This is a genomic window from Flavobacterium sp. ZB4R12 (assembly GCF_048276375.1).
In the GTDB taxonomy this organism is placed as follows: domain Bacteria; phylum Bacteroidota; class Bacteroidia; order Flavobacteriales; family Flavobacteriaceae; genus Flavobacterium; species Flavobacterium gawalongense.
The window spans coordinates 1-26,519 of record NZ_JBLNKS010000018.1 but is presented as its reverse complement, the minus strand read 5'-3'; the positions used below and the strand labels follow the sequence as shown (position 1 = coordinate 26,519).

At 33.2% G+C, this 26,519-nt stretch carries 12 protein-coding genes and 2 pseudogenes; 1 reads left to right on the top strand and 13 read right to left on the bottom strand.

The window, feature by feature from the left end:
• Positions 1–15: 15 nt before the first annotated feature.
• From ACNO7W_RS13465 to ACNO7W_RS13440, 6 genes are all read right to left on the bottom strand, one after another.
• Positions 16–1,722 (bottom strand): RagB/SusD family nutrient uptake outer membrane protein, encoded by a 1,707-nt coding sequence (locus tag ACNO7W_RS13465; protein ID WP_417938533.1) that lies wholly within the window; start codon positions 1,720–1,722, stop codon positions 16–18.
• 99 nt (positions 1,723–1,821) lie between these two features.
• Entirely contained in the window at positions 1,822–4,899 is a 3,078-nt protein-coding gene (locus tag ACNO7W_RS13460) for a SusC/RagA family TonB-linked outer membrane protein (RefSeq protein WP_417938532.1), read from the bottom strand.
• A gap of 67 nt (positions 4,900–4,966) precedes the next feature.
• Complete coding sequence (locus ACNO7W_RS13455; protein ID WP_417938531.1) at positions 4,967–6,520, bottom strand: glycoside hydrolase family 32 protein; 1,554 nt, start codon at positions 6,518–6,520, stop codon at positions 4,967–4,969.
• A gap of 50 nt (positions 6,521–6,570) precedes the next feature.
• Complete coding sequence (locus ACNO7W_RS13450; protein ID WP_417938530.1) at positions 6,571–7,890, bottom strand: sugar porter family MFS transporter; 1,320 nt, start codon at positions 7,888–7,890, stop codon at positions 6,571–6,573.
• Positions 7,891–8,646: 756 nt separating this feature from the next.
• Entirely contained in the window at positions 8,647–11,190 is a 2,544-nt protein-coding gene (locus ACNO7W_RS13445) for a GH32 C-terminal domain-containing protein (protein ID WP_417938529.1), read from the bottom strand.
• A gap of 199 nt (positions 11,191–11,389) precedes the next feature.
• On the bottom strand, positions 11,390–14,119 hold the full coding sequence (locus ACNO7W_RS13440) for a substrate-binding domain-containing protein (RefSeq protein ID WP_417938528.1): 2,730 nt from the start codon (positions 14,117–14,119) through the stop codon (positions 11,390–11,392).
• Positions 14,120–14,437: 318 nt separating this feature from the next.
• Here ACNO7W_RS13440 and ACNO7W_RS13435 point away from each other — a divergent pair.
• Positions 14,438–14,644 (top strand): annotated as a pseudogene (locus ACNO7W_RS13435) (ribulose-phosphate 3-epimerase); the annotation flags it as partial.
• 85 nt (positions 14,645–14,729) lie between these two features.
• Here ACNO7W_RS13435 and ACNO7W_RS13430 read toward each other — a convergent pair.
• From ACNO7W_RS13430 to ACNO7W_RS13400, 7 genes and pseudogenes are all read right to left on the bottom strand, one after another.
• Complete coding sequence (locus ACNO7W_RS13430; RefSeq protein WP_417938527.1) at positions 14,730–15,626, bottom strand: carbohydrate kinase family protein; 897 nt, start codon at positions 15,624–15,626, stop codon at positions 14,730–14,732.
• Between the two features lie 94 nt (positions 15,627–15,720).
• Positions 15,721–17,478 carry a RagB/SusD family nutrient uptake outer membrane protein gene (locus ACNO7W_RS13425; RefSeq protein WP_417938526.1) on the bottom strand — a complete coding sequence of 586 codons (1,758 nt, stop codon included), beginning with the start codon at positions 17,476–17,478 and terminating at the stop codon, positions 15,721–15,723.
• Between the two features lie 9 nt (positions 17,479–17,487).
• The gene (locus ACNO7W_RS13420; RefSeq protein ID WP_417938525.1) at positions 17,488–20,634 is read right to left on the bottom strand and encodes a SusC/RagA family TonB-linked outer membrane protein; all 3,147 of its coding nucleotides are present in this window, start codon (positions 20,632–20,634) and stop codon (positions 17,488–17,490) included.
• A 12-nt stretch (positions 20,635–20,646) separates the two neighbouring features.
• Positions 20,647–22,248: a glycoside hydrolase family 32 protein gene (locus tag ACNO7W_RS13415; RefSeq protein WP_417938524.1), complete on the bottom strand. Its 1,602-nt coding sequence runs from the start codon at positions 22,246–22,248 to the stop codon at positions 20,647–20,649.
• The gene (locus ACNO7W_RS13410) at positions 22,232–23,569 is read right to left on the bottom strand and encodes a sugar porter family MFS transporter (RefSeq protein ID WP_417938523.1); all 1,338 of its coding nucleotides are present in this window, start codon (positions 23,567–23,569) and stop codon (positions 22,232–22,234) included. The genes ACNO7W_RS13415 and ACNO7W_RS13410 overlap by 17 nt, the downstream gene beginning before the upstream one ends.
• A 510-nt stretch (positions 23,570–24,079) precedes the next feature.
• Positions 24,080–24,582, bottom strand: a pseudogene (tnpA, locus tag ACNO7W_RS13405) (IS200/IS605 family transposase).
• An 844-nt stretch (positions 24,583–25,426) separates the two neighbouring features.
• Positions 25,427–26,519 (bottom strand): helix-turn-helix domain-containing protein (locus tag ACNO7W_RS13400; RefSeq protein WP_417938522.1); only part of this gene is annotated, 1,093 nt, incomplete at its 5' end.

Sequence of the window (26,519 nt, the reverse complement as noted above, 5' to 3'; positions counted from 1 at the left end):
TTGGTTAGTTTTTTATTAGTATCCAGCTCTTTGTTTATATACCCCTGCACTTGCATCAATTTCAATTTGCGGTATAGGTAAATATTGTTCATGAGATTGTAATGAAGCACTTTGTAAATAGGTACGACGTGTTTTTTCAACCTGAATATAATTGCTAACATATTGTTCAGCAATACCCCATCTCACTAAATCATAGAAACCATGTCCTTCGTTAGCTAATTCTAATCTTCTTTCCATTCTAAGGGCTTTTCTTGCGGCATCTTGTGACAAACTCAAAGGATATAGATTTATCAAATAATTTGCTGCATTTTGAGATGGATTATTGAAATCTTTCACATAAGGTGAATTTTTTGCTCTATTTCTTATTTCATTAATTATGGCAACCCCACCAGAAACATTTGAACTCGACTCGATTAAGGCTTCCGCTTTCCATAACAATAAATCACTGTATTTAATAATAGGAAAGTCTAAATTACCTAGTGCCCAAGGAAACCCTGTAGGATTTGAAGCTAAACCGTTTGAATTTGGAGAAATTACATTTTTCTTACCTTCGAAATAACCGTAAGTTGCGGGATCTCTACTCCAGTCTGGTTGTTGTGGTCTAGCTGCCCAATCTTTCCAAGTAATACCTGGTCTTCCTATTTCGTGATCTAATCTTGGATCTACTAAGTCTGTTGGAATTACATTTGCATTATTATAACTGTCAAATAGCGGAAGCCCATCTGCGCCAACTTTAAAAGCATTTACAAGATTTTGTGAAGGTTTATCAAAACCATCCCCATTTAAATAAGGGTTTTTAATATCATCTCCAGGACTATCAGGTGCATTTAATAAATTTCCAAAATTTAGATTTCCAAATTGAGAACCATCATTTATAGAATACTGAACTGCAAATATGTTTTCACGATTTCCGTAACCTGGTATTGAATATAATTTTTCGACATCGGTTACCAATCCATATTTTCCAGAATTAATAACATAGTTTGCGCTTACAATTGCCTCAGTCCATTTTTTTTGAAAGACTTGTGCTTTACATAAGTAGGCATAAGCCACCACTTTGTTTACTCTGCCTAATTCTGTTTGTGTATCTGGTAAAAGAGCAATCGCATCGGTTAAATCACCTTCAACTTTAGACCACATAAAGCTAAAATCAAAAGAATTTGGTGTCTTGTTAATGTCTGCAATTGGAGTGTTTTCATCATACCAAACTATAGACCCAAAATTTTTAATTGCTTCAAAATAAAAATGAGCTCTTAAAACTTTTAGTTCTCCTATTCTTGCTTTCTTATTAGGAAATTTAGCTTCATCTATTGTATTAATAGTTCTTAAAGCCGAATCCACCCTTTTAATTCCAAAATAAATCGCTCTCCAAACATTGTAAGCATTTTCACTTGAAGGGAATAAATCGTGTGTTTCAAGCTGATGCATTCCTCCTCCAGGATTATCACCAGTTCCACCACCACCTTTATAGGCATCACCACAACGAATATCGCTTGTTGCCCAATTGGATGGCGCGTGGTCAAAAGGCCATAAGTCTCTAAATTCTCCTGTATTATATCGATAATCAAGTGCGCTATATGCCGCTATTACTAATTGTTCAGGATCAATATTATCTGCCGATAATACATAATTCTCCTTTACATCTAAATCACTGTCATTTACGCAAGAAAGCAATTGAATGCTTATCATTAAAGTAAATACTATTTTAAATTTTGTTTTCATACTGTTGATATTTATTGTTTTTCATCGGTCATATGTAATTCGCATATCATCATTGGTTTGCGACCAATTTGCGGTTATGCTCATTTCATATTTAAGATTTTAAAAATTTGCGTTAATTCCGAAAGTCATCGATTTTGTATGAGGAATTCCATAACCTGCCACACCAATTCCTCCAGCACTTAAACCAGAAACCTCATAGTCAAAGCCCGTAAAAGAAGTTAGTGAAAACAAATTTTGTCCCAGTAGATAAAATCTCAATTTATTCATTCCTAACCTTTTTGATAAAGCTTTATCAAAATTATACCCTAATGTTATTGTTTTCAGTCTGATATAGGAACCGTCTTCAACATAATAACTTGAAGGTTGCAACTCATTATTACTATTTAATGTTGACAATGCTGGTATATTTGAATTAGCTTTACTTGGTGTCCAAGCGTCTAGAGTATTTGTGTTATGATTAAAACTAAAATAATCAAAATCACCTATTGCACGCTGTGCATTATACAAATCATTTCCTTGTTTTCCGTCAAAAAACAGTGTTATGTCGAATCCTTTATAAGAAGAATATAAGTTTATTCCATATATGAAATCGGGATGTGGGTTGCCAATGATTGTTCTGTCAAATTGGTCAATTTTTCCATCAAGATTTACATCTCTGTATCTAATTTTACCTAATGCTTTTCCAGGTTGATCTGCATGAACAGCAACTTCTTCAGGAGTTCTAAAAAGACCATCAGCAATTAATCCGTAAAAAGAAGCTATTGGCGATCCTTTTTTAGTTATTGACACTCCATTTAGTAAAAAATTTGACTCTGTATCTAAACTTTCTACGTTATTTTTATAAGTTGAAAAATTCAAATCAATCCCATATTTAAAATCATTTGCAGGATTACTTTTGTAGCTCAGCACAGCTTCAAAGCCTTTATTACTTACCGAACCTGCATTAATTAATGGAGGTTGACTTTCTCCATTTACAGATAAAGCAATTGGTCTTAGAATTAGGTCATTGGTTGTTTTTATATAGAAATCCGATTGTAACGAGATTCTTTCATTAAAAAACCCTAAATCAAATCCTACGTTGTATTGTTCTGTTGACTCCCATTTAAGATCAGGATTAGCCTGACGAGATTGCAAGACACCACTTGCAGTACCTAAACCTGTTCCACTAATGTTGTAATCTGAAAACTCGACTACATTGCCTACAGTATTATCTACATAACTTGAAAGATAGGAGTAGTCTGCTATTTGGTCATTTCCATTTACGCCCCAAGATGCTCTTAATTTAAAATTAGAAACGTATTTATTTTCCATTAAAAATTTCTCGTTTTTTGCATTCCAAGCTAAAGAAGCTGAAGGAAAAATACCGTATTTATTGTTTTCTCCAAAACGTGAGGATCCATCTCTTCTCACAGTACCCGATACAATATATCGATCATCAAAGACATATTTAAGAGACCCAAATTGTGAAATCTTAAATGCTTCTACCTTTCCTACTAATGTTTTATATTGTGCATTATCATTAATCACATAGCCTGCAGGATCAGTAATATTTACTCCATTAATTTGGTTATTATTAAAATTTTCTTCTCTTGCTGAATTTTCTATACCAGCCAATATTGATACTCTATGTTTGCCAAAACTTTTATCATATTTTAAAGTATTAGTGAAAATGGTAGCCAAATAATCATTGTCCACATCATCAGTAGTAATTTTCTGAAAGACAGAAGGGATTGTCCCATTTGTAGAAAAAGCTTCAGTTGCAGTGTTAAATTTATAAGTTCCTTTATCAAAATTTAAAGTCGTATTGAAAACCAAGCCATCAATAATTTGAAAATCCAAATAGGCATTCCCTAAAAACCTTTGATTCTTTTGTTCATTTTTTCTATTACTCCATAAATTTGCTACGGAGTTTGGTTTGTCTTGCATACCCCCAGTTATAATTGAGGCGTAATCCCCTAGATTAGAATATACAGGGAGCATTGGATTTTGAAGAATGGCATTTTCAAACTCGTTTGCTTTTACCTCATTAAATTTAGAGTACAAGAAATTTTCACCAATGGTAACTCTGTCTTTAAATAATTTATAAGAAGTGTTTATTCTGGCATTAAACCGATCATAACCAGTATATCTTTGAATACCATTGTCTTCCGAGTAACTCAATTGGGTGTATAAACTTAAGTTTTCTGTTCCTTTACGATATCCAAAATCGGTGTTGTTTGAAAATGTATCGTTTGTAATTTCATTTACCCAATTCGTATTAGCCGCTGTTTGCAAACCATTTGGATCTAAATATTGAGGTATGGTAAAACCCGAACCATTATTAATTAAAACCGGATGAGTTGGAGAAGCAATTCCAGCACCTTGTTGTGCCTGGTATTCCACATCCGCCCATTGTTGCGAATTAAGCAAGCTGATTTTATCTCTTAACTTATTGACAGTTACTTCGGATTTGAAACTAAATTCAGAAACTCCTTTTTTACCTTTCTTGGTTGTAACTACAATTACTCCATTTGCGGCAGAAGTCCCATAAATAGCTGCTGATGCGCCATCTTTTAATACTTGAATGGATTCAATTTCTTCAGGATTTAATGAGGAAGAACTAGTGGTTTGAACTCCGTCGATTACCCATAGCGGAGCAGAACCACTTGTCACAGTAGTTAATCCTCTAATTAATATTTGAGTGTCATTTCCTCCAGGTGTACCTCCAGAATTGATTTGCAAACCAGCAACTCTACCTTGTAAAGCTGTTAAAATATTAGGAGTAGCCTCTTGAGAAATATCGGCAACTTTGACAACCGAAATAGCACCAGCTATATCTGATTTTTTTTCTTTTGTATATCCAACAACAATAACTTCTAAAAGATTATTTGAACTAGATTGTAATTTAATGCTGTAAGTAATTTTTGAAGTTACTTTTATTTTAGCTTCTAGGTAACCAATAAAAGAAACTATCAAATTTGCTCCTTCATTAGCAGAAATTTTAAATTTACCATCTATATCTGAAGTGGTCACATTTTTTGAGCCCTCAACAAGAATATTAGCTCCTGGTAATGGTTGACCGTCGTCTGATAAAACAGACCCGTTAATTTGTCTTTGTTGCCCTGAAGCAATAAACACCAAGAAAAACAAACATAGTGACAATATGTTTTTCTTATTTTTAAAATACTTAATTTTCATACATTTATAGTTTTAGTTGTTGGTTTATAAATTTATCTTCATTCTTCAATCTGCTTTTTTACATCTATTATTTACTATTTAGTTGGTTTATCAATACATTTTTAAGTTCGAAATCAGAATTTGCTTTAGCTATTGAAAAAGAATCCATTGGTTTATCCGAGAAATAAATTTCAGTCATAACCGTTTTTCCATTATCATAAAATACTTCGATTGAGGTCTTATCGATAACCACTCTCACTTCGATTGAATTAAAATCTGTTGTAATGGGTGCTTTTGATATTTTATTGGCAAATTCATCCGAAAAGGTTGTTTGGCTTACATTTTTTCTATCAATATAGAAATACTTGTCTTTTTTATTAATTCCAAAATGAATGGCATTATTTTCTTTATTGGAAAGGATAAAATCATAGTTGTCATCCTTTAAACCATTCATAGTAAAATGAATATCTAATCTTGACATATCTACAGTAGATTTGTCAACAATTACAGTAGTTTTATCAATGGCAAGAAGATCCTTTTTAATAGTCTTTGAAATATATTTTTCCAATTCCTTTACTGGCTGAGAAACAATTCTATAATGACCCTCAGTGTTTATAAGTTTCAATTCTCTTGGAATGGTCATAGCACTTCTCCATTTTTCAGTAGGAACTTTATCAGCATATTGCCAATTGGACATCCAACCTATAAATAATTTACGACCATCAGAATCCGGAATATTTGACCAAGTAACTCCTGCGTAATTATCCTTGCCGTAGTCAACCCACAAAGCTCCAAATTTGTTTAAATCTTGGGTAAATGAATCATCTAGTGTAAAAGTTTTTCCGTCGAAATCACCGACAAAATATTGAGTAGCCGATCCTCCATTTGGACCTCCGGGATTAATACTTTGTAAAAGCACCCATTTCATTTCGGTTGAGCCTTCAACTTTAATAGGAAAAAAATCCGGGCACTCCCAAGGCGCTCCATGCGCTCCAAGATTCTTGCCAAATGCAGAAGCCAATTCCCAGTCAATTAAGTTTGAAGAACGATATATTTTAGTTTCAACATCGGCAGCAAGAACCATTATCCATTGATTATGAATTGCATCCCACGTCATTTTTGGATCTCTGAAATCTTTAATATTTGGGTTTTTAATTACCGGATTATTCTTGTATTTTGTCCAAGTCATTCCTTCATCTAAAGAATAAGCAATAGCTTGCGATTGAAAATCAGTTGCTCCAGCTTTTACTTTTACTGCATCATGATAAGTAAACATTGCTACAATTGGCGGATTTTTTAAACTTCCAAATCCAGAAGTATTATTTACATCAACTACTGAACTTCCTGAAAATATATACCCCATCTCATCTGGATAAAGTGCAATTTTTTCTTCCTTCCAAGTTATCATATCTTTACTTGTTGCGTGTCCCCAATGCATCGGCCCCCAAACATTATCATTTGGATAATGCTGAAAATATAAATGATACAAACCTTTGTAGAAAAACATCCCATTGGGGTCATTCATCCATCCACTTTTAGGTGTGAAATGAAAATTGGGTCTATATAATTCTTCATTGGTCACTACTTTTTCATTACTTGTTTTAGTAGAACTACAACTATTCATTACAACCAGTATTAGCATAAAAAATATTCTTTTAAAAATTCCAAATTTTACTATATTCATCATAATTCTTATTTATTAATTAATCCTTTACTTACCTCTTCCAAAGAAATTCCTTTGGTTTCCGGCATCATAAAAATGACAAACAGCAATTGAAAAACCATCATAAAAGCAAAAAAGGCAAATACATTCCCAACACCAAAACTTGTAAAAAGGATGGGTACCATCGAAGGGATAATAGCTGCTAAAACCCAATGTACAGAACTACCAAAAGACTGTCCGGAAGCTCTCAAATGATTGGGGAATATTTCAGAAATAAATACCCAAATAACAGCTCCTTGTCCAATTGCGTGAGATGCAATGAAGAGAAATAAAAACCCGGGCACTGCCAGTCCAGTCCAGTTTAAGTAAAAAGAAGTTGCCACCATTGAAAGTGAGAAAATATAGCCAATAGATCCGAAGATCATTAATTTGCGTCTTCCTAATCTATCAATAAGATAAACTCCAATTAGTGTAAAGATTAAATTTATAAAACCGATACCTATACTACTCAACAATGCTGTTTTTGCACCTAATCCTGCTTCTTCAAATATTCTGGGAGCATAATATAGAAATGCATTAATTCCTGATAATTGATTAAAAGCTGCAATCAAGAAAACCAATATTAGTTGAAAACGGTATTTTTTTATAAAAATATTTTCGTCCAAAGGAGTACCATTACTATTATTACTTAGATCATCCATAATACTTTGAACGTCTTCTTTTGAACCAATTTTATCAAAAATAAGTTTTGCTTCTTCAGTTCTAAGCATTGAATACAACCATCTTGGACTTTCAGGAATACTAAATGCCATTAGAGTATAAATTATGGACGGAAAAACCTGAACGCCAAGCATCCATCTCCAAGCATTTGGTCCTATATCACTTAAAAGATAATTTGATAAAAAGGCACAAAGTATACCAAATACAATATTAAATTGATACAATCCCACTAAACGCCCTCTATCCTTGGCAGGTGCGATTTCAGATATATAAGCTGGTGCCGCAATTGTTGAAGCCCCAATTCCTAAACCTCCCAGAAACCTAAAAAAAGCAAATACAAACGGATCATTTGAAAGCGCTGACCCAGCAGCAGAAATAGAAAATAAAACCCCTATAATTAATAACGTATTTTTTCTACCTAACTTATTTGTTGGAATTCCCCCAAAAATAGCACCTATAACTGTACCCCAAAGTGCCATCGCCATCACAACAGAACCGTGAAAAACATCACTTGAATTCCATAACAACTGTAACGTTTTATCTGCACCTGAAATCACTACAGTATCGAAGCCAAATAGAAATCCTGCGAAAGACGCAATGATTGACCATCTCAAAATTTTATTATTCATAAATCATGTTTTTAATTATTATCAAACTTATTATTAAACAGTAAGATAACGTTTTCGTAATGTATCCATTTACTTCAAATTTGTTACACAAAACATAATGTATTGATCTTAAACACTTTAAGATACATGCGAAATATGATTCTATAGTATTGTAACATGGAATTATGATTTCGAAACAAAAAACAAATTAAAAAACAAGTTTTAAATAATTTAAGTGGCTTAAAATTGCAGATAGTGATTTTTTTTCTAATTATTTACACTTTATATCAATAGTATCGCTCAAAAAAATACAAATAGTGGGATTATCACTTTAATAATTTACTAATTTGACTATCCCTAACGTGTCCCAATGTTTATTTTTGCCACGGATTTTTTCAGATTATCACAGATTTGAGAAAGAAAACCAAAAAACACGATGGTTCAGAATTTAATAACATACTTTATAATACCTTAAAGCAGAATTTCGCCTTAAACCTCTTATGCTACTGAATAAAATATCCAAAAAAAGGCACTAAAAAATAGATTATACAATACTATTTTTAAATATCATTGTATAATCTATTCAAAATGAGAGATGGTATTCACCACCATAGAAGATTATTTCAATTGGATCATTTATCCAATTTTTTCTAATGTAGAATGCAGTTTTAGTCTAAAAATTTTCATTTAATTTAGTTGCTAATTGCTGCGATTGTACTTAATTTATAAACAAAAAAAGACAAACAATAATAAACTACTAATTTTAATTTCTCATTATTATTCCACGATTATTTTAGCATCAAACAATTCATTTTTCAATAGACCCTTAATTATGTAAACACCCCTGATGGCTTTATTTCCATTATCCATAATACCATCCCAATTAATTATTAGATCATTGGCATCTACTATTTTTTCAATCTTTTTAACAGGAAACCCCGTTATGTCAAAAATATAAGCATAAACAGGAGTCGCCACAGTTATATCACTAAATTTAATGTTGAAATTATCACTTGACGGATTCGGAAAAACAACTGGATGAATTATTTCATTTTTTTTTTCGATACGCTTTGATGCAGATGCAACTCCACCACCTTGAATATTGTATATTTTTAAGTCAGTTGCAGTTGCAGCACCGCCCTGAGCATATAAATCAATTAAATTATTCCCGGTTGAAGGAAAAGATCGTGTTGCAAAAGCTAATTCTTCATTAACAAAAACCTCTATTACAGACGCATCGACAAAAATCCTCCAATTACTATTTCCTGCCGGCAATACATAATTAGTAGATTGATTAGATAGCGGAACCCCTGTAAGAATTGAAGATTTACTTCTATCCACAACAAAACTACTTGTTGTAAAATCATAGTAAATTAATGTTTGTTCACCAGTTGCGGTATTTTTATTTAGAGAAAAACCAACTTTTGTAGCAGTTCCAGGATTAATAGTAGCAACGATTTCATATTGAGATCCTGTTGAATTATTTAATACATTTGAGCTGTTTTGGTCAAAAACTACATTTGTGAAATTTTTAGAAGCTCCTCTAAGGCTTAATACATTTGGATGTGGAACTTGTTTTATTTTACCATTAACAAGTGTCCAAACTCTAGGCAAACTAAATGTGTGCGCCCAGCCTTGCTCTTTGTGTTTTGCAGAAGTAACGCCATCTGGAATAATTCCTATTGCTGTTAAATTACCATTTGCATCAGGATGAATAGAAGGCGATAATAATTGATTGATTACATCTAATCGTTCAGGAACGGGATTATCCCTAACGAATTGGGATCCATTAAAATTCCCTGTCCAATATAGTGCATTTGCATTAGGAAGCTTATTAATTAGTACGATTGATTTCGTACCAAAATTATAATAAATGGGCATTTCCCAAAAATCTCCAGTTCCATCTACTGAAGGATTTCCCTCTAACATTGTACCTTGAGCTGACCATTGTTTGAAATCTGAAGAAGTAGATTTATACAAATACAATGCTCCTCTTGGCGTTCCACTTCTTAAACCGGTACCAATCATCAAATACCATTCTGAATTGTGTTGAAATACAAAAGGATCTCTAAAATCCGCGTTTGCAGAAGAAGTTGGCGCATTTGGTATAATAGCAGAAGAATTTTTTGTCCAGGTATCGTAAGGAGCTGTTGAAGTTGCAAGTCCTATTGCAGCTTTAGCTTTATTTACACCAGTATAAAAAATAAAGGGTTGACCATTGCTTATTATTGCGTGTCCTGACCAAATCCCTACTTCGTCAAATCCAGGCTGAGGCCATAAAATTTGTGTTTTTTCTTCCCAGCTTACTAAATCACTACTCACATAATGTCCCCAATTTATATGCTCTAAATATGGCCCATTGAAATTTCTTTGACTAAACATATGGTATTTATTGTCAATATATAGCAATCCGTGCGATTCATTAGTCCAACCCGCAGATGGAAGTAAATGATATTTTGGTCGATGAATATCATTGGCAAATCGAACCGCAGTCGGGATTTTAAGATCCGGATCTGATAGTGTAAATTTATTGTACTGACTTAGTATCTCGGCAGCTGTTAAGTCTTTATTCCAAAGTGCTACTTGATCTATTGCTCCTGTTAAACCATTGGTGTCAAATCCAGCGATTGTTTTAGATTTTGATTCTTTTCCAATATAAATGGTGGCGTTATTATCCCATAAAAGTGTCCCAATATCAAACGTGACACTTTTTATTTGAACACCATTTAGATATAATGAAGCCGTTCCGCTTGAAGCATTTATATTTAATGCAATATAACTCCACTTTTTAAGCGCTACTTCTTGATCAGAAATAATTTGAATCACATTTGTCCCAACTTTAAATTGACCAATAACTTTTCCGTGATGATTTATCCCTAAGGCAATTCCAGAACTATTGGATGTGTTTACATTTGAAAAAATAGCAGCGTTTGTATTTTCGGTAATTGGATCTAAATCTTTTCTTTGAACAGGAAAAGCTGCTGGTGCAATCCAGCCAGAAACACATACTTTTGATGTAGGATAAGTTACACTTGCATTTCCGGTAGCCCATCCATAAAAGCCATTAACTCTTAATGAATTTCCTTCTACGCCGACAATTCGTTCAGCTGAACCAGAAGGCCCATTGATAGTAAAACTGGCATTCGTTTTAGTTTCTGATAGTGTTTGTCCAGAAGTCTCATTAAAATTAAATGATAAAAGTTCTGTAGCCAAATTAGGGTTCGGATTTGGGTTCGGACTCGGATTCGGACTCGGATCATTCTGGGATTTACATCCAATAAGTATAAGTCCTGACAGGATAATTGTTATGCACTTTTTCATTTTATACTATTTTTTTTTATAAAATTACTAGAATACTCTAATGAACTAATTAAGTATTGTTACACATGCCCGGTAATTTTTTTTAAAAAAAATAACTCCCATAAAACAAGGAGTTAAGAAAAAATAATTCTACAAAATCAATATAAAAAGACACTAAAAATCAGTATATCTATAAAAATGTTACATTGTTTTAGCACAATTAATTATTTCTAAAGTCTTTTGGGGGTATTCCGTACTTAGTTTTAAAAGTAGTTGAAAAATAATTAGGAGAAGCAAAACCGCAAGAATAGGCAATCTCAGAGATGTTCATTGTTGTGGTCATTAATAGCTCTTTTGCTTTCTCTAATCTAAAATTATTAATATAATCTCCAACACCTATACCCAAAACTGCTTTTACTTTTCTATAGAGTTGCACTCGTGAAATATTTAATTTACTGGCAAGATTTTCAACAGAAAAAGAGGAGTCATCAATGTTTTTTTCTAAAATCAAATTAATCTTATTCAAAAATTCTCTTTCAATTAAGCTGAGTCCATCAGTTTCAATTTTATTTATATTGTTAGTATAATAATACCGTAACTTTTCTCTGTTAAACAGTACTCCTTTTATGGATTGCTTTAATACTTTCAGATTAAAAGGTTTTGTTAAAAACAAATCTGCTCCAGCTTCTAATGACTTTATATAAGTATTATTATCATCCATTGCAGTTAAAATGATTACAGGTATATGGGAAGTAATCATATTCGTTTTTAAAGCTTCGCAAATTTCAAAACCATTCTTTTCTGGTAAATTTAAATCACAAACTACAATATCTGGCATTAACTCCAAGGCCATTTCTATTGCTTTAGTTCCGTTGCATCTGCTAACTATGTAATCTTCTTTTAATTTTGCAGCAATAAAATCCAGTAAATCAACATTATCCTCAATAATTAAAAGAGAAGGTTTGTTTTCCGTAATTAGGGATTCCGTACTAGGTGTTAATTCAGTTTCCAAATACTCATATCCATTTTCACTATCTGAAAAATAACTACTTTCATTAATAATTTTTGATTTATCGATATGGTCATCTCCTAATTTTAAATAAACAGAAAATTCGGCACCATTAACAGAACTTACTTCGATAGATCCTTCGTGCAAATCAACAAAGTTTTTAGATAAATTCAATCCAATACCCGAACCGTTTCTATAGTTATTAGAACCTTGGAAAAAGGGACTGAAAATTTGATTTATTTCCTTTTCAGGAATGCCAATACCGGAATCTTTAAAATTAATTTTAACAAGCCCTTTGCCTTTTTCTTGACTTATTTTAAGTTCAATTTTACCTCCATCCGGAGTGAATTTAAAACAATTGGACAATAGGTTATAATAAACCTTATCTATCAAATTGGCATCAAAATAAACTTCTAAACCCTCATTATCAGTTTCAATTGTATAATTTATTTTTCTTTTTTTGGCCTCTCTTTTAAATTCCTTAAACATATTAACCGAAAATTCCCAAAGATTGTTTTTGGATAGTTTCAGAGTGAATTTTTTATCCTCAACCTTTCTAAAATCCAACAATTGATTAATCAATCGAAGTAATCTCAAAGAATTATTATACATAATGTCTAAATCTTTTTTAACAGAATAACTTTTATTTTTAAATTCATCGTGTAAAGATTCAACTGAACTTAATATTAGGGTTAAAGGGGTTTTAAATTCATGTGATATCCCCGTAAAAAAATTAATTTTGGATTCATTACTTTCTTTAAGTTTCTCAACAAATTTTTCAATTTCATTTCTTTGTTGAATGATTTTTGTATTTGTTTCCTCTAATAACTTTTTTTTCTTTTTTATTGAAAATACGGAATTAATACTAAAAAGACCTAAACAGAAAATTACTACTAGAAGAAAGGTCAGCAATTTAATTAAATTATATAATGTTAGGTATTTCTTTTCTTGTTCTTTGATTACATTCTGTTGTGTTTCAATATTAGATTGTTGTTGAGTCACTTTGTCAAATTGATTGCTCATTATATCAGCATTTAAGGAGTCAATCAAAATTGTGTTAAGAATATTATTCTTAGCCACTATTTCTTTATTTGCAAGTTTAATTGCCAGCTTTATCGCTTCGCTACCGCCAGTTGGATATAATATAGTTGCAGTTAACTTACCATCTTTAACCGCTTGTATTCCTCCATTTGGATCATTCAATCCGTCTATCCCTATAAATTTTATATTTTTTTCTCTACCTTTTCGTTTTGCTGCTTCCCATGCTTGAAGCGCAATAATATCATTAAAAGCAAAGACATAATCTATTTTTGGCATACTGTCCAAGACCTTACTAAAATTATTATTTAGTGATGCCAAATTTGGAGCAGTTATACTTATCTTTTTAATGTTTGGATATTGGTCGATAATTTGTTTAAATCCTAAACTTCTCTCCACGCCAGGTGAAATATCAGTCGTTGCCTTAATTTCAAGAATATTGGCATGAGCTTTAGACATAGAAACAATATATTTTCCTGCAATATGTCCGACTTCAACATTATCAGCTCCTAAAAATGAAGCATAATTTGATGTATTAACTTTTCTATCAACTATAATTACAGGTATTCCTTTTTTATTTGCTTTTTCGATTACTGGCACTATAGAATCTGAACCATATGGAGCTACTATTAATACATCCACTTGGTTTTCAATCAATTTTTCAATATCTTTAATCTGTTTTTTTGTACTGCCATTTGCATTGTAAATGGTTAAGTCTATTTCTGGATGAAGCGAAGCTTCGACTTTCATTGTATTATCCATAGATTTTCTCCAGCTATCATCTTCAGAGATACTTTGTGAAAATCCAATGGAAACTTCTTTTTTATCTTCATCAGATGATTTGCAGGAATTCAATATATATAAGAAACTTGCCAGCAGTATAAAACAAACTCTTCTTGACATACGATTTATGGTTTATTAATATAGATATTTAGAGTAATTAATAGCTATTCTTGTAGTTGATTATCTGAATTCTTATGACTGCAAATAATTTACAGAATTATAATACAGAATTCTTGAAATTTCAAAAATTGTTCCTGATTTATGATAATTTCAATGGTGTAGTAATTGTTCTTTTTTTGTTGAACTAATATCATTTTCTTTTGAGTATAAAATGATTTCTACAATTATAGACAAATATATAAAAATATGGCATTACTATTTCATTTTACATAACGATTTTCTTTTTAAGAACTGATCGGCAGTTTTTTATCGAAAAGTACTTATTCGAAAATTGAAAAATTGAAAAATTTAATCACTCGAAAAGGAGCAACAACAATTATAGAAATTGATGGTGGCGTTACTAATAAAAATGCAAAACAACTTGTTGAAGCCGGAGCTGATGTTCTTGTGGCGGGAAGTTTTGTTTTTAAAGCAGAAAATCCAACAGTAACGATTGCCGATTTGAAGAAATTGACTTCTTTTTAGTCTTCACACTATTTTGCATAAAAAAGCCAAAGACATTGCTTCTTTGGCTTTTTTATAAATTTAATTTTATGCTTAAACTATTTTGTCAAAGCTTCATGAATTTGCTTATTTCTTTTTCGGAAATCTTAGGATTGGCTCCCTCATGACCAGCTACTAATGCCCCAACTGCACAAGCATAATTCAACGATTTTTGTGGTGACTTTCCTCTGAGCAATCCTACTATTAAAGACGCCAGGAAAGAATCTCCTGCCCCTACGGTATCAACCACTTTTATAAAATAACCACTGTTGTAATAAAATTTATCATTGTAATACAAAACGGCTCCAAATGCCCCTTTGGTAACACAAACATGTTTCGTATTCGTTTTTTCAGCGATGAATTTAATGTTCTGCTCAAAGGAATTATAAGGTGATTCCAATTGCTGACTTATCTCATATAATTCTTCATCATTAAGCTTAATAAAATCAGCTTTTAACATCAATTCATTAAGTACGTCTTTGGTGTAATACGGAACTCTTAGATTCGCATCCAAAACTTTATATTTTGCCTTATCCAAAAGATTATATAAAGTGGCTCTAGACACTTCGTCTCTGCATATCAAACTCCCAAAAACAAAAACATCAGCTTCTGAAACCTTTTCATCCATCTCTTTGGTTACTATAATTTTATCCCAAGCAGACGGATATGAAATATCATAAGAAGCATTCCCTTTTTCGTTAATCATTACATGAACAACTCCCGTTTTATATTCGTCTGCTATTTGAATTAAATCTGTACTAATATCATTGTCATTAATAAAAGACATAATTTCTTTTCCTCCTTCATCTGCACCAACACAACTTATAATCGCTGTTTCTGCCCCTAAAGAATTCATTCGAAGTGCAACATTCAACGGTGCCCCTCCTATTTTTTTATGCGTTGGAAAAAGATCCCATAAAACCTCCCCAAAGCTAACTACACTTAGCATGTATTTTGTATTCATATTATAAAATTTAAAAATTAAAGGCAAGTATAAAACTTGCCTTTAACCTAATTTAAAACACTAACCCAAACAAACATTATTATTAACCTTATTTTTAATACCCGGGATTTTGTTTGTATAATCCTCCTGTGAAGTCAATTTCTCTTTGAGGTATCGGATAATATTCATCTCTACCCGCTGTGAACTTAGCATTTGAAAGGAAATCTTTTTTAGCTCTATTTATATCTCTTTCAACAACTAAATAAGCATTCAAAACCTGTTCTGCAATTCCCCATCTTACAAGATCAAAAAATCTAGCACCTTCCATTCCAAACTCCAATCTTCTTTCAAACATCAGTGCTTTCATAGCATACTCTTTTGACGGAAAAGAAGCGTATTGAGCAATTTTATAAACATCTGAAGCTCCTGCTGCCAATGGCATCGTTGTACTGGCTGCAGCTCTGGCTCTAACTTGATTAATTATAGGTAATGCTTCAGTATATCTGTTTAATTGTATTAATGCTTCTGCTTTAAATAATAACACATCAGCATATCTTATAAAATCAACATTTTTTGAAGTACCAATGAATGGTCCGTTTTTCACATAACAAGAACAGTCCGGAGATTGTTGCTCTTTCATATTACCAAAGTAACCATAAACCCCCGGGTCTCTAGCCCAACTGAATTTGTAAACCATATCACCCGAATTTTTCAGGGTATTTTTATATTTAAATGGTCTTCCCGGAACGCCCACTGTATGGTCAATTCTAGGGTCAATTGTAACTCCAGAAGCTAAAGGTGCATCCCCATTGCTGATAGTATTAAAAATATCTGAATCGTTAAAAGTATCCAACAACGGCAAACCACTTGTTGCATCCGTTCTAAAGGCATTTACCATATTCTGGCTTGCCATGTGAAAACCACAACATCCGTAAAGTGGGGTACCGTGAGGAGAATTCAATCCTGTTACAAAACTTACTCTACCGGTATTGGTACCGTCATTGATAGAAAATTGTACTGCCCAAATAGATTCTGGTCCGTTATCATGACCGTCTAAAAAGTTATTCCCAAAGTCCGGTTCTAAACTTCCGGTTACTTTATCCGCATAATCAATAACTTCCTGTAATCTAGATGCATTAATATTTGGGCTAACCTGATGCGTATCATTTTGTTCGTAAGCCTGATACAATCTTAATTTTGCTAAATAGGCAGCTGCCGCATTTTTATCAGCTCTACCAACTTGCTCTTGTGATTGCTCTAAATTATCGAATGCAAAAAGAAAATCATCTGCAATTTTATTCCATAAATCCTCATTTGACAAATCATTAGAAGTTTTCAGAATCTGTTCCTGAGTTAAATCTTCGGTGATGTAAGGAACTTTTTTAAACAATAATTTCAACATAAAATGAGAATGTGCTCTTAAAAAACGCAACTCCGCTTGTCTCACTTTTTTTAGTGGATAATCCGCATCAGGAATCGCATTGATTACAGATAGAGCAAAATTGGCTCTTGAAATAGCCTTATAATGATTGGTCCAAGTTCTAGGCAACATCCAATCTCCATAATCTGGGGTAGTCAGATTATATTGCTCGTAACGATCCACGACATCAACATCTCCTCGACCCCCTCCGCCTTTGTAAGCATCGTCTGACCGTACACTTCCATAAACCCATTGGTGTGTTATTGGCCCCACCATTTCGTCATTTCCAATTGCGGCATAGGCCGCATTAACAAGGGCGTCTGCATTTTCAGCTGTCGCCACATTTCCGGATGATAATACTCCGGTAGGTTCATAATCTAAAAAATCTGAGCTACATGATGCCAAAAATAGGATTGACAAGAAGCTGATAACTATTTTATTATATTTTTTCATGAGAATTAATTAAAAATTAAAGTTTACACCTAATGACAAAGTAGTAGGCACTGGTATTCTGTTAACATCTGTGCGTTCTGGATCTGAACCTATATAGCCCTTTGGAGTAAACCAAAATAGATTTTCCCCTTGTGCATACACTCTGCATCTGGTTATGAATCCTGTTTTACCAACTAAACCTTCAGGAAGAGAGTATCCAATTTGTAGATTTCTAATTTTAAAATAAGAATTGTTTCTAAAAAGATAATCTGAAGTCTGGGTGTCATTATGTGCTAATGATAGAGAAGGCACATCCGTATTTGTATTCGTTGGTGTCCAAGCGTTAAACGTTCCTGGCCCTGCATTTTCTCTACCTTGAACAAAATTGTTCCAGTAAATATAAGGATCAACTCCAATTCTTCCTGCTACTCCGGAACCAAAAACGGAGAAGTCAAAATTCTTATAGGCTAAACTAATATTAATGCCATATTCTAATTTTGGAAGTGTTGTACCAATAAAAGTTCTATCATCAGAATTTATTTCGTCATCACCATTGATGTCAACAAATTTTATACCTCCCAGTCTAGAACCAACTTGAGTCGCATGAGAATCGATGTCTGCCTGACTTTGGAATAATCCATCCGTTTTAAAACCAAAAACTTCAAACTGCGAATGACCAATGATGGAGTTTGCAGCTGTCCCTGGATATGCTGCCCTAACTTCTTCCGGTAGATCCGTTATTTTATTTTTTGTTGCACCAAAATTTGTGGAAACATTAAAATACAATCCATTATCTAATTTATCAGCATATCCCACTGTAAGTTCCCACCCCTTATTTGCAGTAGAAGCTCCATTTACGAAACGTTGTTGCCCTTCTCCGACAGCAGATGCAACGGGTGGTTTAATCAAAATTCCCTCCGTGCGTCTTGAAAAGTAATCAAATGAACCCGATAATTTATTTTCAAAAAAACCAAAATCAAGACCTACGTTAACCTCTTTGGTAGTTTCCCATTTTAACCCTGAATTAGCGGCTTGTATCGATACAAAACCGGAAGGTAAATTCCCGGTATTACTACCATTTAAATCATAGGCAGTACCTACATTATAATAGATATTAAAGAAATCAGGGAAAAATACATTTTGATTCGGTCCGTATCGAGCTTCATATAGTCCAAAACGAGCATTATCCCCAATAGATTGATTCCCTACTTCTCCATAACCTGCACGCAGTTTAAGGGTTGAAACCGCTTTTATGTTTTTGAAAAAATCTTCATTGTTAATCTTCCAACCTACAGTAGCGGCCGGAAAAATTCCATACCTGTTGTCTTGTCCAAATCTTGACGAACCATCTCTTCGGATAGTAAACGTAGCCAAATACCTGTCTGAAAACGCATAGTTGATTTTACCAAACTGAGAAAGCAGCCTGCTACCTGTTGAAATACCATTATTTGTTCTGGTTCCTGTAGCGGCAGAAAGTGTAAAATAAGATTCTGACTCCACTGCAAATCCTTCAGCACGAGCATATAAGGTATTCAAATCAGTTTTGGTCGATTCAGTACCTACAACTACTCCAATTTTATGATTTGAAACTTTCAAGTTATAGCTTAACGTGTTTGAAATTGTTAAACTTGAGTATTTATTGGTGTCGAAAGCCAAACTATTTGTACTTCTGTTAACAAACCCATTTTTTACAATTGGTTCAATGTCTTTCCTGTTGAAATCATTAAAATCCATTCCGATACTATTTCTGAAAGTAAGATTTTTCAAAATATCAATTTCTGTAAAAACATTTCCATACAAAGACATTCTTCTGTTGTTATCCCATCTGTTTAGATATTGCATCAATAAAGGATTATTTCTATCTGAATATCCCGATCCTAACGGTCCGGCATACTCACCAGAGGCTGTAAATACCGGAATTGTTGGTGCTAAGGTTATGGCTAAACCTGGTGTTGGTGCATTTCCTACATCATTGGCGGCATTTGTTTCGTTTGATTGGGTAAATTGAGAATTTACACCAAATCTAACTTTATCATTGAACAACTTAAAATTGGCATTAAGTCTCGCTGAATATCTTTCATAATTGGTATATTTCAACATTCCGGAATTATCTAAATAACCCATATTCAATACCGCATTTGCTTTATCAGATCCACCGGATACCGATAAATCATTGTTAATTAGCAATCCCGTTTTGTATACAGTATCCTGCCAATCCGTATCTCCGACAGGCACATTGGTATCGCCACCTACGAAAGGCTTAACGCTTACGCTGTTTAATACTGGATTATTAAAATCATTATTCCAGTCAAAATTATATATTTCGCCATATCCACCGGCTGGATTTGCATTATCATTTACTGATGCCTGCCACAAAACCTTACCTCTGTCCAGTGCATTAAGCATTTTATACCGTTGCTTTTTCTCAGAAAGCACTGAGACATTAGTACTGTAAGAAACGCTCGTCACCCCTTTTGCAGCATTCTTTGTTGTTACAATGATAACACCGTTTGCAGCTCTGGAACCATAAATAGAGGAAGCAGAAGCATCTTTCAATACTTGAACAGATTCTATGGCACTTGGATTTAAACTGGCAAATACTTCCGGTCTTACAGTAGGAACCCCATCAATCACATACAATGGATCTGTATTTCCCAGCGTACTTACCCCCCTGATTAATATTCTGCTGTTCGCTCCACTTGGGTCACCAGATTTTTCAATAGTCAATCCGGCAACTCTACCTTGTAAGGCCTGCATAGCATTTCCAGAGCTCATACTTTGACCTGTTATAGGTTTTAAATCTACTACAGTAACGGCTCCTGTTACATCTACTTTTCGCTCTTTTGAATATCCTACTACAACAATTTCGGTTAAACTTATTGACTCCGGTTTTAAAACAACATTGATGGACTCCTGTCCGTTAACTTTAATTGTCTGAGTTGTGAAACCAGTAAAACTAAATACCAAAGTAGCATTTTTATCTACATTGTTCAGTTGATAATGACCATCGAGATCAGTTGCAGCCCCAATTTTTGTACCGGATACTGTAACAGATGCACTAGGGAGTGGCATTCCGTCATCGGAAGAGGTCACCACTCCTTTTATTCCTATGTTCTGGGCCGTAAGTGAAAAAAAGGAACCCATTAAAATTAAATAGAGGATGATTTTTCGTTTCATAATTTAGATAGTTTAGTTAAAATTTAGTTGGTTAATTGTTAAATTTTCAATAGTGAAATTGAAATTTTCTTTAGTGACTGAAAATGTTTCCATTGGTTTTTCCGGGAAAAATATTTCGGTCATAACTGTTTGTCCGTTATTGTAAAATACTTCGATTGAGGTTTTATCAATTAGTACTCTTACATCCATTTTATCAAAATCTTCGGTAAATGGTGCTTTAGAAATTTGCTTTGCAAAAACATCTGAGAAAGACAAATCCCCAGACTTCTTTCTATCAATAAAAAAGTACTTCTCTTTTTTATTGATACCAAAATGTATAGTGTTATTAGAATTATTGGAAAGTGAAAAAGTATAGACCTCTTTTTTCAAGTTCTTCACTGTAAATTGGATATCTAATCTTGATAAATCAACCAGTGACTTATCAATTAATACGGTTTTTTTCTCATTAATTTTAAGCACCTCTTTTTTTATAGTCTTTGAAACATAATTTTGTAATTCTCTAACCGGCTGAGAAGAAACTCTGAAATGATCTCCTGCTTTTATAAGTTTTAATTCTCTTGGTAGCGTCATGCTCCCTCTCCATTTTTGGGTAGGAACTTTATTCGCATATTGCCAATTGGACATCCAACCCGTAAACAACTTCCTACCATCTGTCTCTGAAATATTTGACCAAGTAACACCCGCATAATTATCTCGGCCATAGTCAATCCAAAGTGATTTATGCTGTTTCAAATCCTGAGAAAAGGATTCATCCAACGTAAATGTCTTACCATCAAAATCTCCAACAAAATATTGAGTGGCTGAACCTCCATTAGGACCTCCAGGGTTTATACTTAGCAAAAGCACCCATTTATATTCATCAGAACCATCTACAAGCATTGGGAAAAAATCTGGGCATTCCCAAACACCTCCATGAGCCCCAATACCTTTTCCAAAATCAGAAAGCAATTCCCAATCTTTCAAGTTTTTTGATGCATAAAAAATGGTTTTATCCCCTGCCGCCAAGACCATTAACCACTGCTTGTGAATATTATCCCAAATCATTTTTGGGTCTCTAAAATCCGGAATATTTATATTCTTGATAACTGGATTATTCTCATATTTAGTCCAAGTCAATCCTTCGTCTAACGAATAAGCAATCCCTTGTGATTGTGTATCGATCTTACCCGCTTTCTCTTTTATAGGATCGTGATAGGTAAACATGGCTACAATGGGCGGGTTTTGCAAACTACCAAAACCAGATGTGTTTTTTAAATCAACTACAGCACTTCCCGAGAAAATATACCCTTTTTCATCTGGATAAATAGCTATTGGCTTTTCTGTCCAAGTGATAAGATCATTACTTATAGCGTGTCCCCAATGCATTGGTCCCCATACATTTGAATCCGGATAGTGTTGAAAAAAAAGATGGTAATATCCATTATAATAAAACATCCCATTGGGATCATTCATCCATCCTTTTTTTGGTGCAAAATGAAAGTTTGGTCTGTAAAGTTCTTCCTCTGTATATACTTTTTTATCCAAAAGCGAAGATTCTTTACAACTAAATAAAGTCAGTAATCCCATTGCACAACATATCGACAAGAAGTATCTTTTTTTAGTTACTGTAATCATAGTTTTCTTTTTTTATTAATTTTTTACTTAATTCCTCTAAAGAAATTCCTTTGGTTTCCGGCATTAAAACTGCTACAAACAAGAGTTGAAAAACCATCATTATAGCAAAAAACAAGAACACAACTCCTGGACCTATAGTGGAAAATAAAAATGGAATAAGAGATGGAATTATTGCTGCTAAAATCCAGTGTGTCGTACTCCCAAAAGCTTGTCCGGATGCTCTAAGATGATTTGGGAAAATTTCTGAAATAAAGACCCAAATTACTGCTCCCTGACCTATTGCATGTGAAGCAATAAATAAGAACAAGAAGATTGGAACTGCCATTCCTTGCCAATGCAAGAAGAAAGCCATAGCTACAAGGCTAAGGGAAATAATATATCCAACTGAACCAATGTACATTAAGACTTTTCTACCCAGTTTATCAATTAGAAAAACACCTATTAGGGTAAAAACTAAATTAGTTGCACCAATACCGATGCTACTTAACAAAGCGGTACTTTCTCCTAAACCAGCTTCTTGAAAAATTCTAGGCGAATAATACAAGAATGCATTAATCCCTGACAATTGGTTAAAAAAGGCTATAAAAAAAGCCAGAATTAAAGGAGTACGGTATTTTTTTAGAAAAATATTCTCATTGGCAGTAACTGAATTATTATCAAGATGAATTTCTGAAATCAATTTTTCTACGTCATCACCGGGATACATTCTTTGTAAAACACTTCTAGCTTCCTCATTTCTAGATTTAGACAACAACCATCTTGGACTTTTTGGGATCATAAAAATAAATAGTGCATAAATAAAAGAAGGAATTGCTTGTACTCCCATCATCCATCTCCATGAATTTTCACCGGTATTTCTTAACAAATAATTGGAAAGGAAGGCAATCAGAATTCCTAAAACAATATTAAATTGATAGAAAGCAACCAATTTACCTCTATCTTTTGCTGGCGCAATTTCAGATATGTATGCTGGTGCAGCAATTGTAGACGCTCCAACACCAAGCCCCCCAATAAATCTAAATACAGCAAAAACAATTGGATCATTTGCAAAAGCAGAACCAATCGCAGAAATGAAAAATAAAATTCCTATCCATAATAATGTATTCTTTCTTCCTATTTTATTAGTTGGTATCCCTCCGAATATTGCTCCAAAAACGGTACCCCACAAAGCCATCCCCATAACTACTGTTCCATGGAAAGCATCAGAGGAATTCCATAAAGATTGTAGCTTTTTATCAGCTCCAGAAATAACAACTGTATCAAAACCAAAAAGGAATCCTGCTAATGATGCAATCAAAGACCAAACAACAATTTTTTTCATTATCAAAAAATATTAAATTAGATTGCTAAGATATCCGCAAAAGTTTTGCTTTTATTTTGAGGATGTTACAATTTCATTTAATACTGCTAAAAAATCGTTAAAAAAATATCAATTAGCTATATATCAACAGATTACGCATAACAAACAAAAACAACTACTTCGTTGTAGTTACAATCATGTTACATAAATTATAATTGTGTTACTCAAATATTTTAAAAAAAAGGAAGTTTTTCAGTAAACTGATTTTCTATTTGGCACATTTATACTCTTTTAGGAGAATTCCAGGATATTTTTGTAAAAAGGTTTAAACCAATTTTATTTATTAAGTGCCAACTTGAGTTCTAATTTTACCTGTGAATTGAGTTAGGAATGAAACCTTAATTTCAAATTTTCACACGATATTTTAATTGGCAATGCTAAATTGAAGATCCTTGTTTCAATGAATCAATATTTTATATCTTGGTAGAAATGCCTGTAAATAAACTACCTCGGGGCAGAGTCCCAGAGGTATTAGAACATCGATAACTGTTGACTATGTATTTTTTTATATTCTTTTTCTTTTCCTTGAGATTTTACATAATTTTGAATTGTGTTTTCATCTCCGTGCTTTCCTATTGTATTGACATAAAAACCTTTAGACCAAAATTCGCCACCCACAGTTTTTGCTTTACTTCTGGATGCCTTTTAAATATTTCTTTTGCAGTGATACTTTTTACTGTTCGGATTATTTTTGTCGGACTTTCCATTGGAACACTTTGAATAAGAAAATGAACGTGGTCTTGATCTGCTCCTATTTCGATAAAAACAATATCATATCGTTTGGAAATCTCAATACATATCTCTTTCAAACTTTGTTCAACATTAATACTAAAAACAATTCTCCTATATTTTGCAGGACATACAAAATGATATAACAAAACTGAAACATTATCACTTTTATGTATATATATTCGCTCACAACAGAATATTACAAAAAAAAGAGTCGAAGCAGAGCTTCGAGGAATTAAACCCAAGAGATTAAAATAACTCGTTGGATATAATTATGACCCGGTAAAATAAAGTAGTCAAACTAAAAAGAAATCGAGTAGGTAGGGGGATTACTCCCCCGCCCTCTCACACCACCGTGCATGCTCTCGCACACGGCGGTTTCTTTAAATTGTTTAGCATTCACCAAGGCTCGTTCTTGTTGTCCTGCTCAGATTATTTATAACTCCTTTCTTTCGTTTGCTCCACATACGGTTTCACAATTCTCAAAATGGCGTATAGCATTCTTTTAGTTGATATGCTATACCTTTCTGTCACTCCATAATCCAAAATTCTAACTAACTGCTCCTTAAATCTAAAGATTCAGACCTTCCAGTTTTGTGAGACTTCCATTTATATCGGCTCGTATCTGCTGTACTACGTCCTCTGCTGACTTCTTGAAACCCTTTTGTTTGCATCACTACAAACATAGTCCCTTAGAACAAGCTTCAAGACCTCTCGGGATAAGGCTCATTTTCTTTCCATGGGTTCCGCCTAATTTACTATATGGGGTTACGGTTGAATTTTGGACTTTCGCAGTCTATAGCCCGCTTGCCCTCCCAAATACAGCCTTATATTAGATTTCTGTTCGTCAGAACCTCACTTTTGCTGATGACTTCTTTCAGATTCCACCTCGCGATAGACACCCTTGTCAATTGCTAACACTTCCTATCAACGCGGCGTGTACAGAGACTTGCACTCTGCTAGAAAAAGACCATGCCCGACATACTAAAAAGAAAAGCAACTACTTCATTGTAGTTGCTTTTATGTTACATAAATTACAATTATGTTACGCTATCTTCCTTAAGAAGGAAGCAGCTCAATAGAAAAAATCTATTTTTTACTTTTATATTCTTTAGGTGTAACCCCAAATTTATTTTTAAAGGAAGTTGAAAAATAATTTGGTGATGAGAAACCAACTGCATAAGCAATTTCTGAAATGTTCTGGCTCGACTTTTTTAACAGCTCTTTTGATTTATCTAATCGTATATTATTAATATGATCACTGACACTGATCCCTAATATAGCTTTAACTTTTCGATACAATTGCACTCGAGAAATAGTTAAACTTCGTGCAAGATCTTCAACGGTATAAGCAGAATTATCCAAGTTTTTTTCAATAAGATCATTCAACTTTCTTAGAAAATCCTGTTCAGAAACGCCAAAATCACCATCCTCAATATTTAAAATATTATTGGTATAATAAAATCGAAGTTTTTCTCTGTTAAAGAGCAATCCTTTAATAGATTGAGCCAATACCTTTAAATTGAAAGGTTTTGTCAAAAAGATATCGGCTCCGCTTTCTAAAGCCTTTAAATAGGATTCCTGATCATCTGAGGCGGTAAGTATTATAATAGGAATATGGGACGTTCTCAAATCTTTCTTGAGTATTTCACAAATTTGAAAACCATTCTTTTCAGGTAAATTCAAATCACATATAATAATATCCGGAATTAATTCTAATGCCCGCTCAATCGCATTGGTCCCATCAGAAGCAAAAAAGGTATATTCATATTCTGTTGAGAATTTATGAGATACAAAATCTAAAAGCTCTTTATTGTCCTCTATGTATAAGATTGAATATTTATCTTCGGTATTTTTTGGTTCTACATTTTGGATAACCTCTGAGTCCAGATAATCCATCTCATGAACAAAATCCAGAACAGGCTCCTTTATTATGGATTTTTCATCAAGATGTTCTTTTCCTAATTGTAATGTAATTATAAATTCGGCTCCATTTTTAGAATTAATTTCTATGCTTCCTTTGTGCAACTCGATAAAGCTTTTTGATAAATGAAGTCCAATCCCGGAACTGTTTCTATAATTATTTGAACCTTGATAAAAAGCATTAAAAACCTCCTTCAATTCATTTTCCGGAATCCCTATACCGGAATCCTTAAAGTATATTTTAACGCTGTTTTTAGGC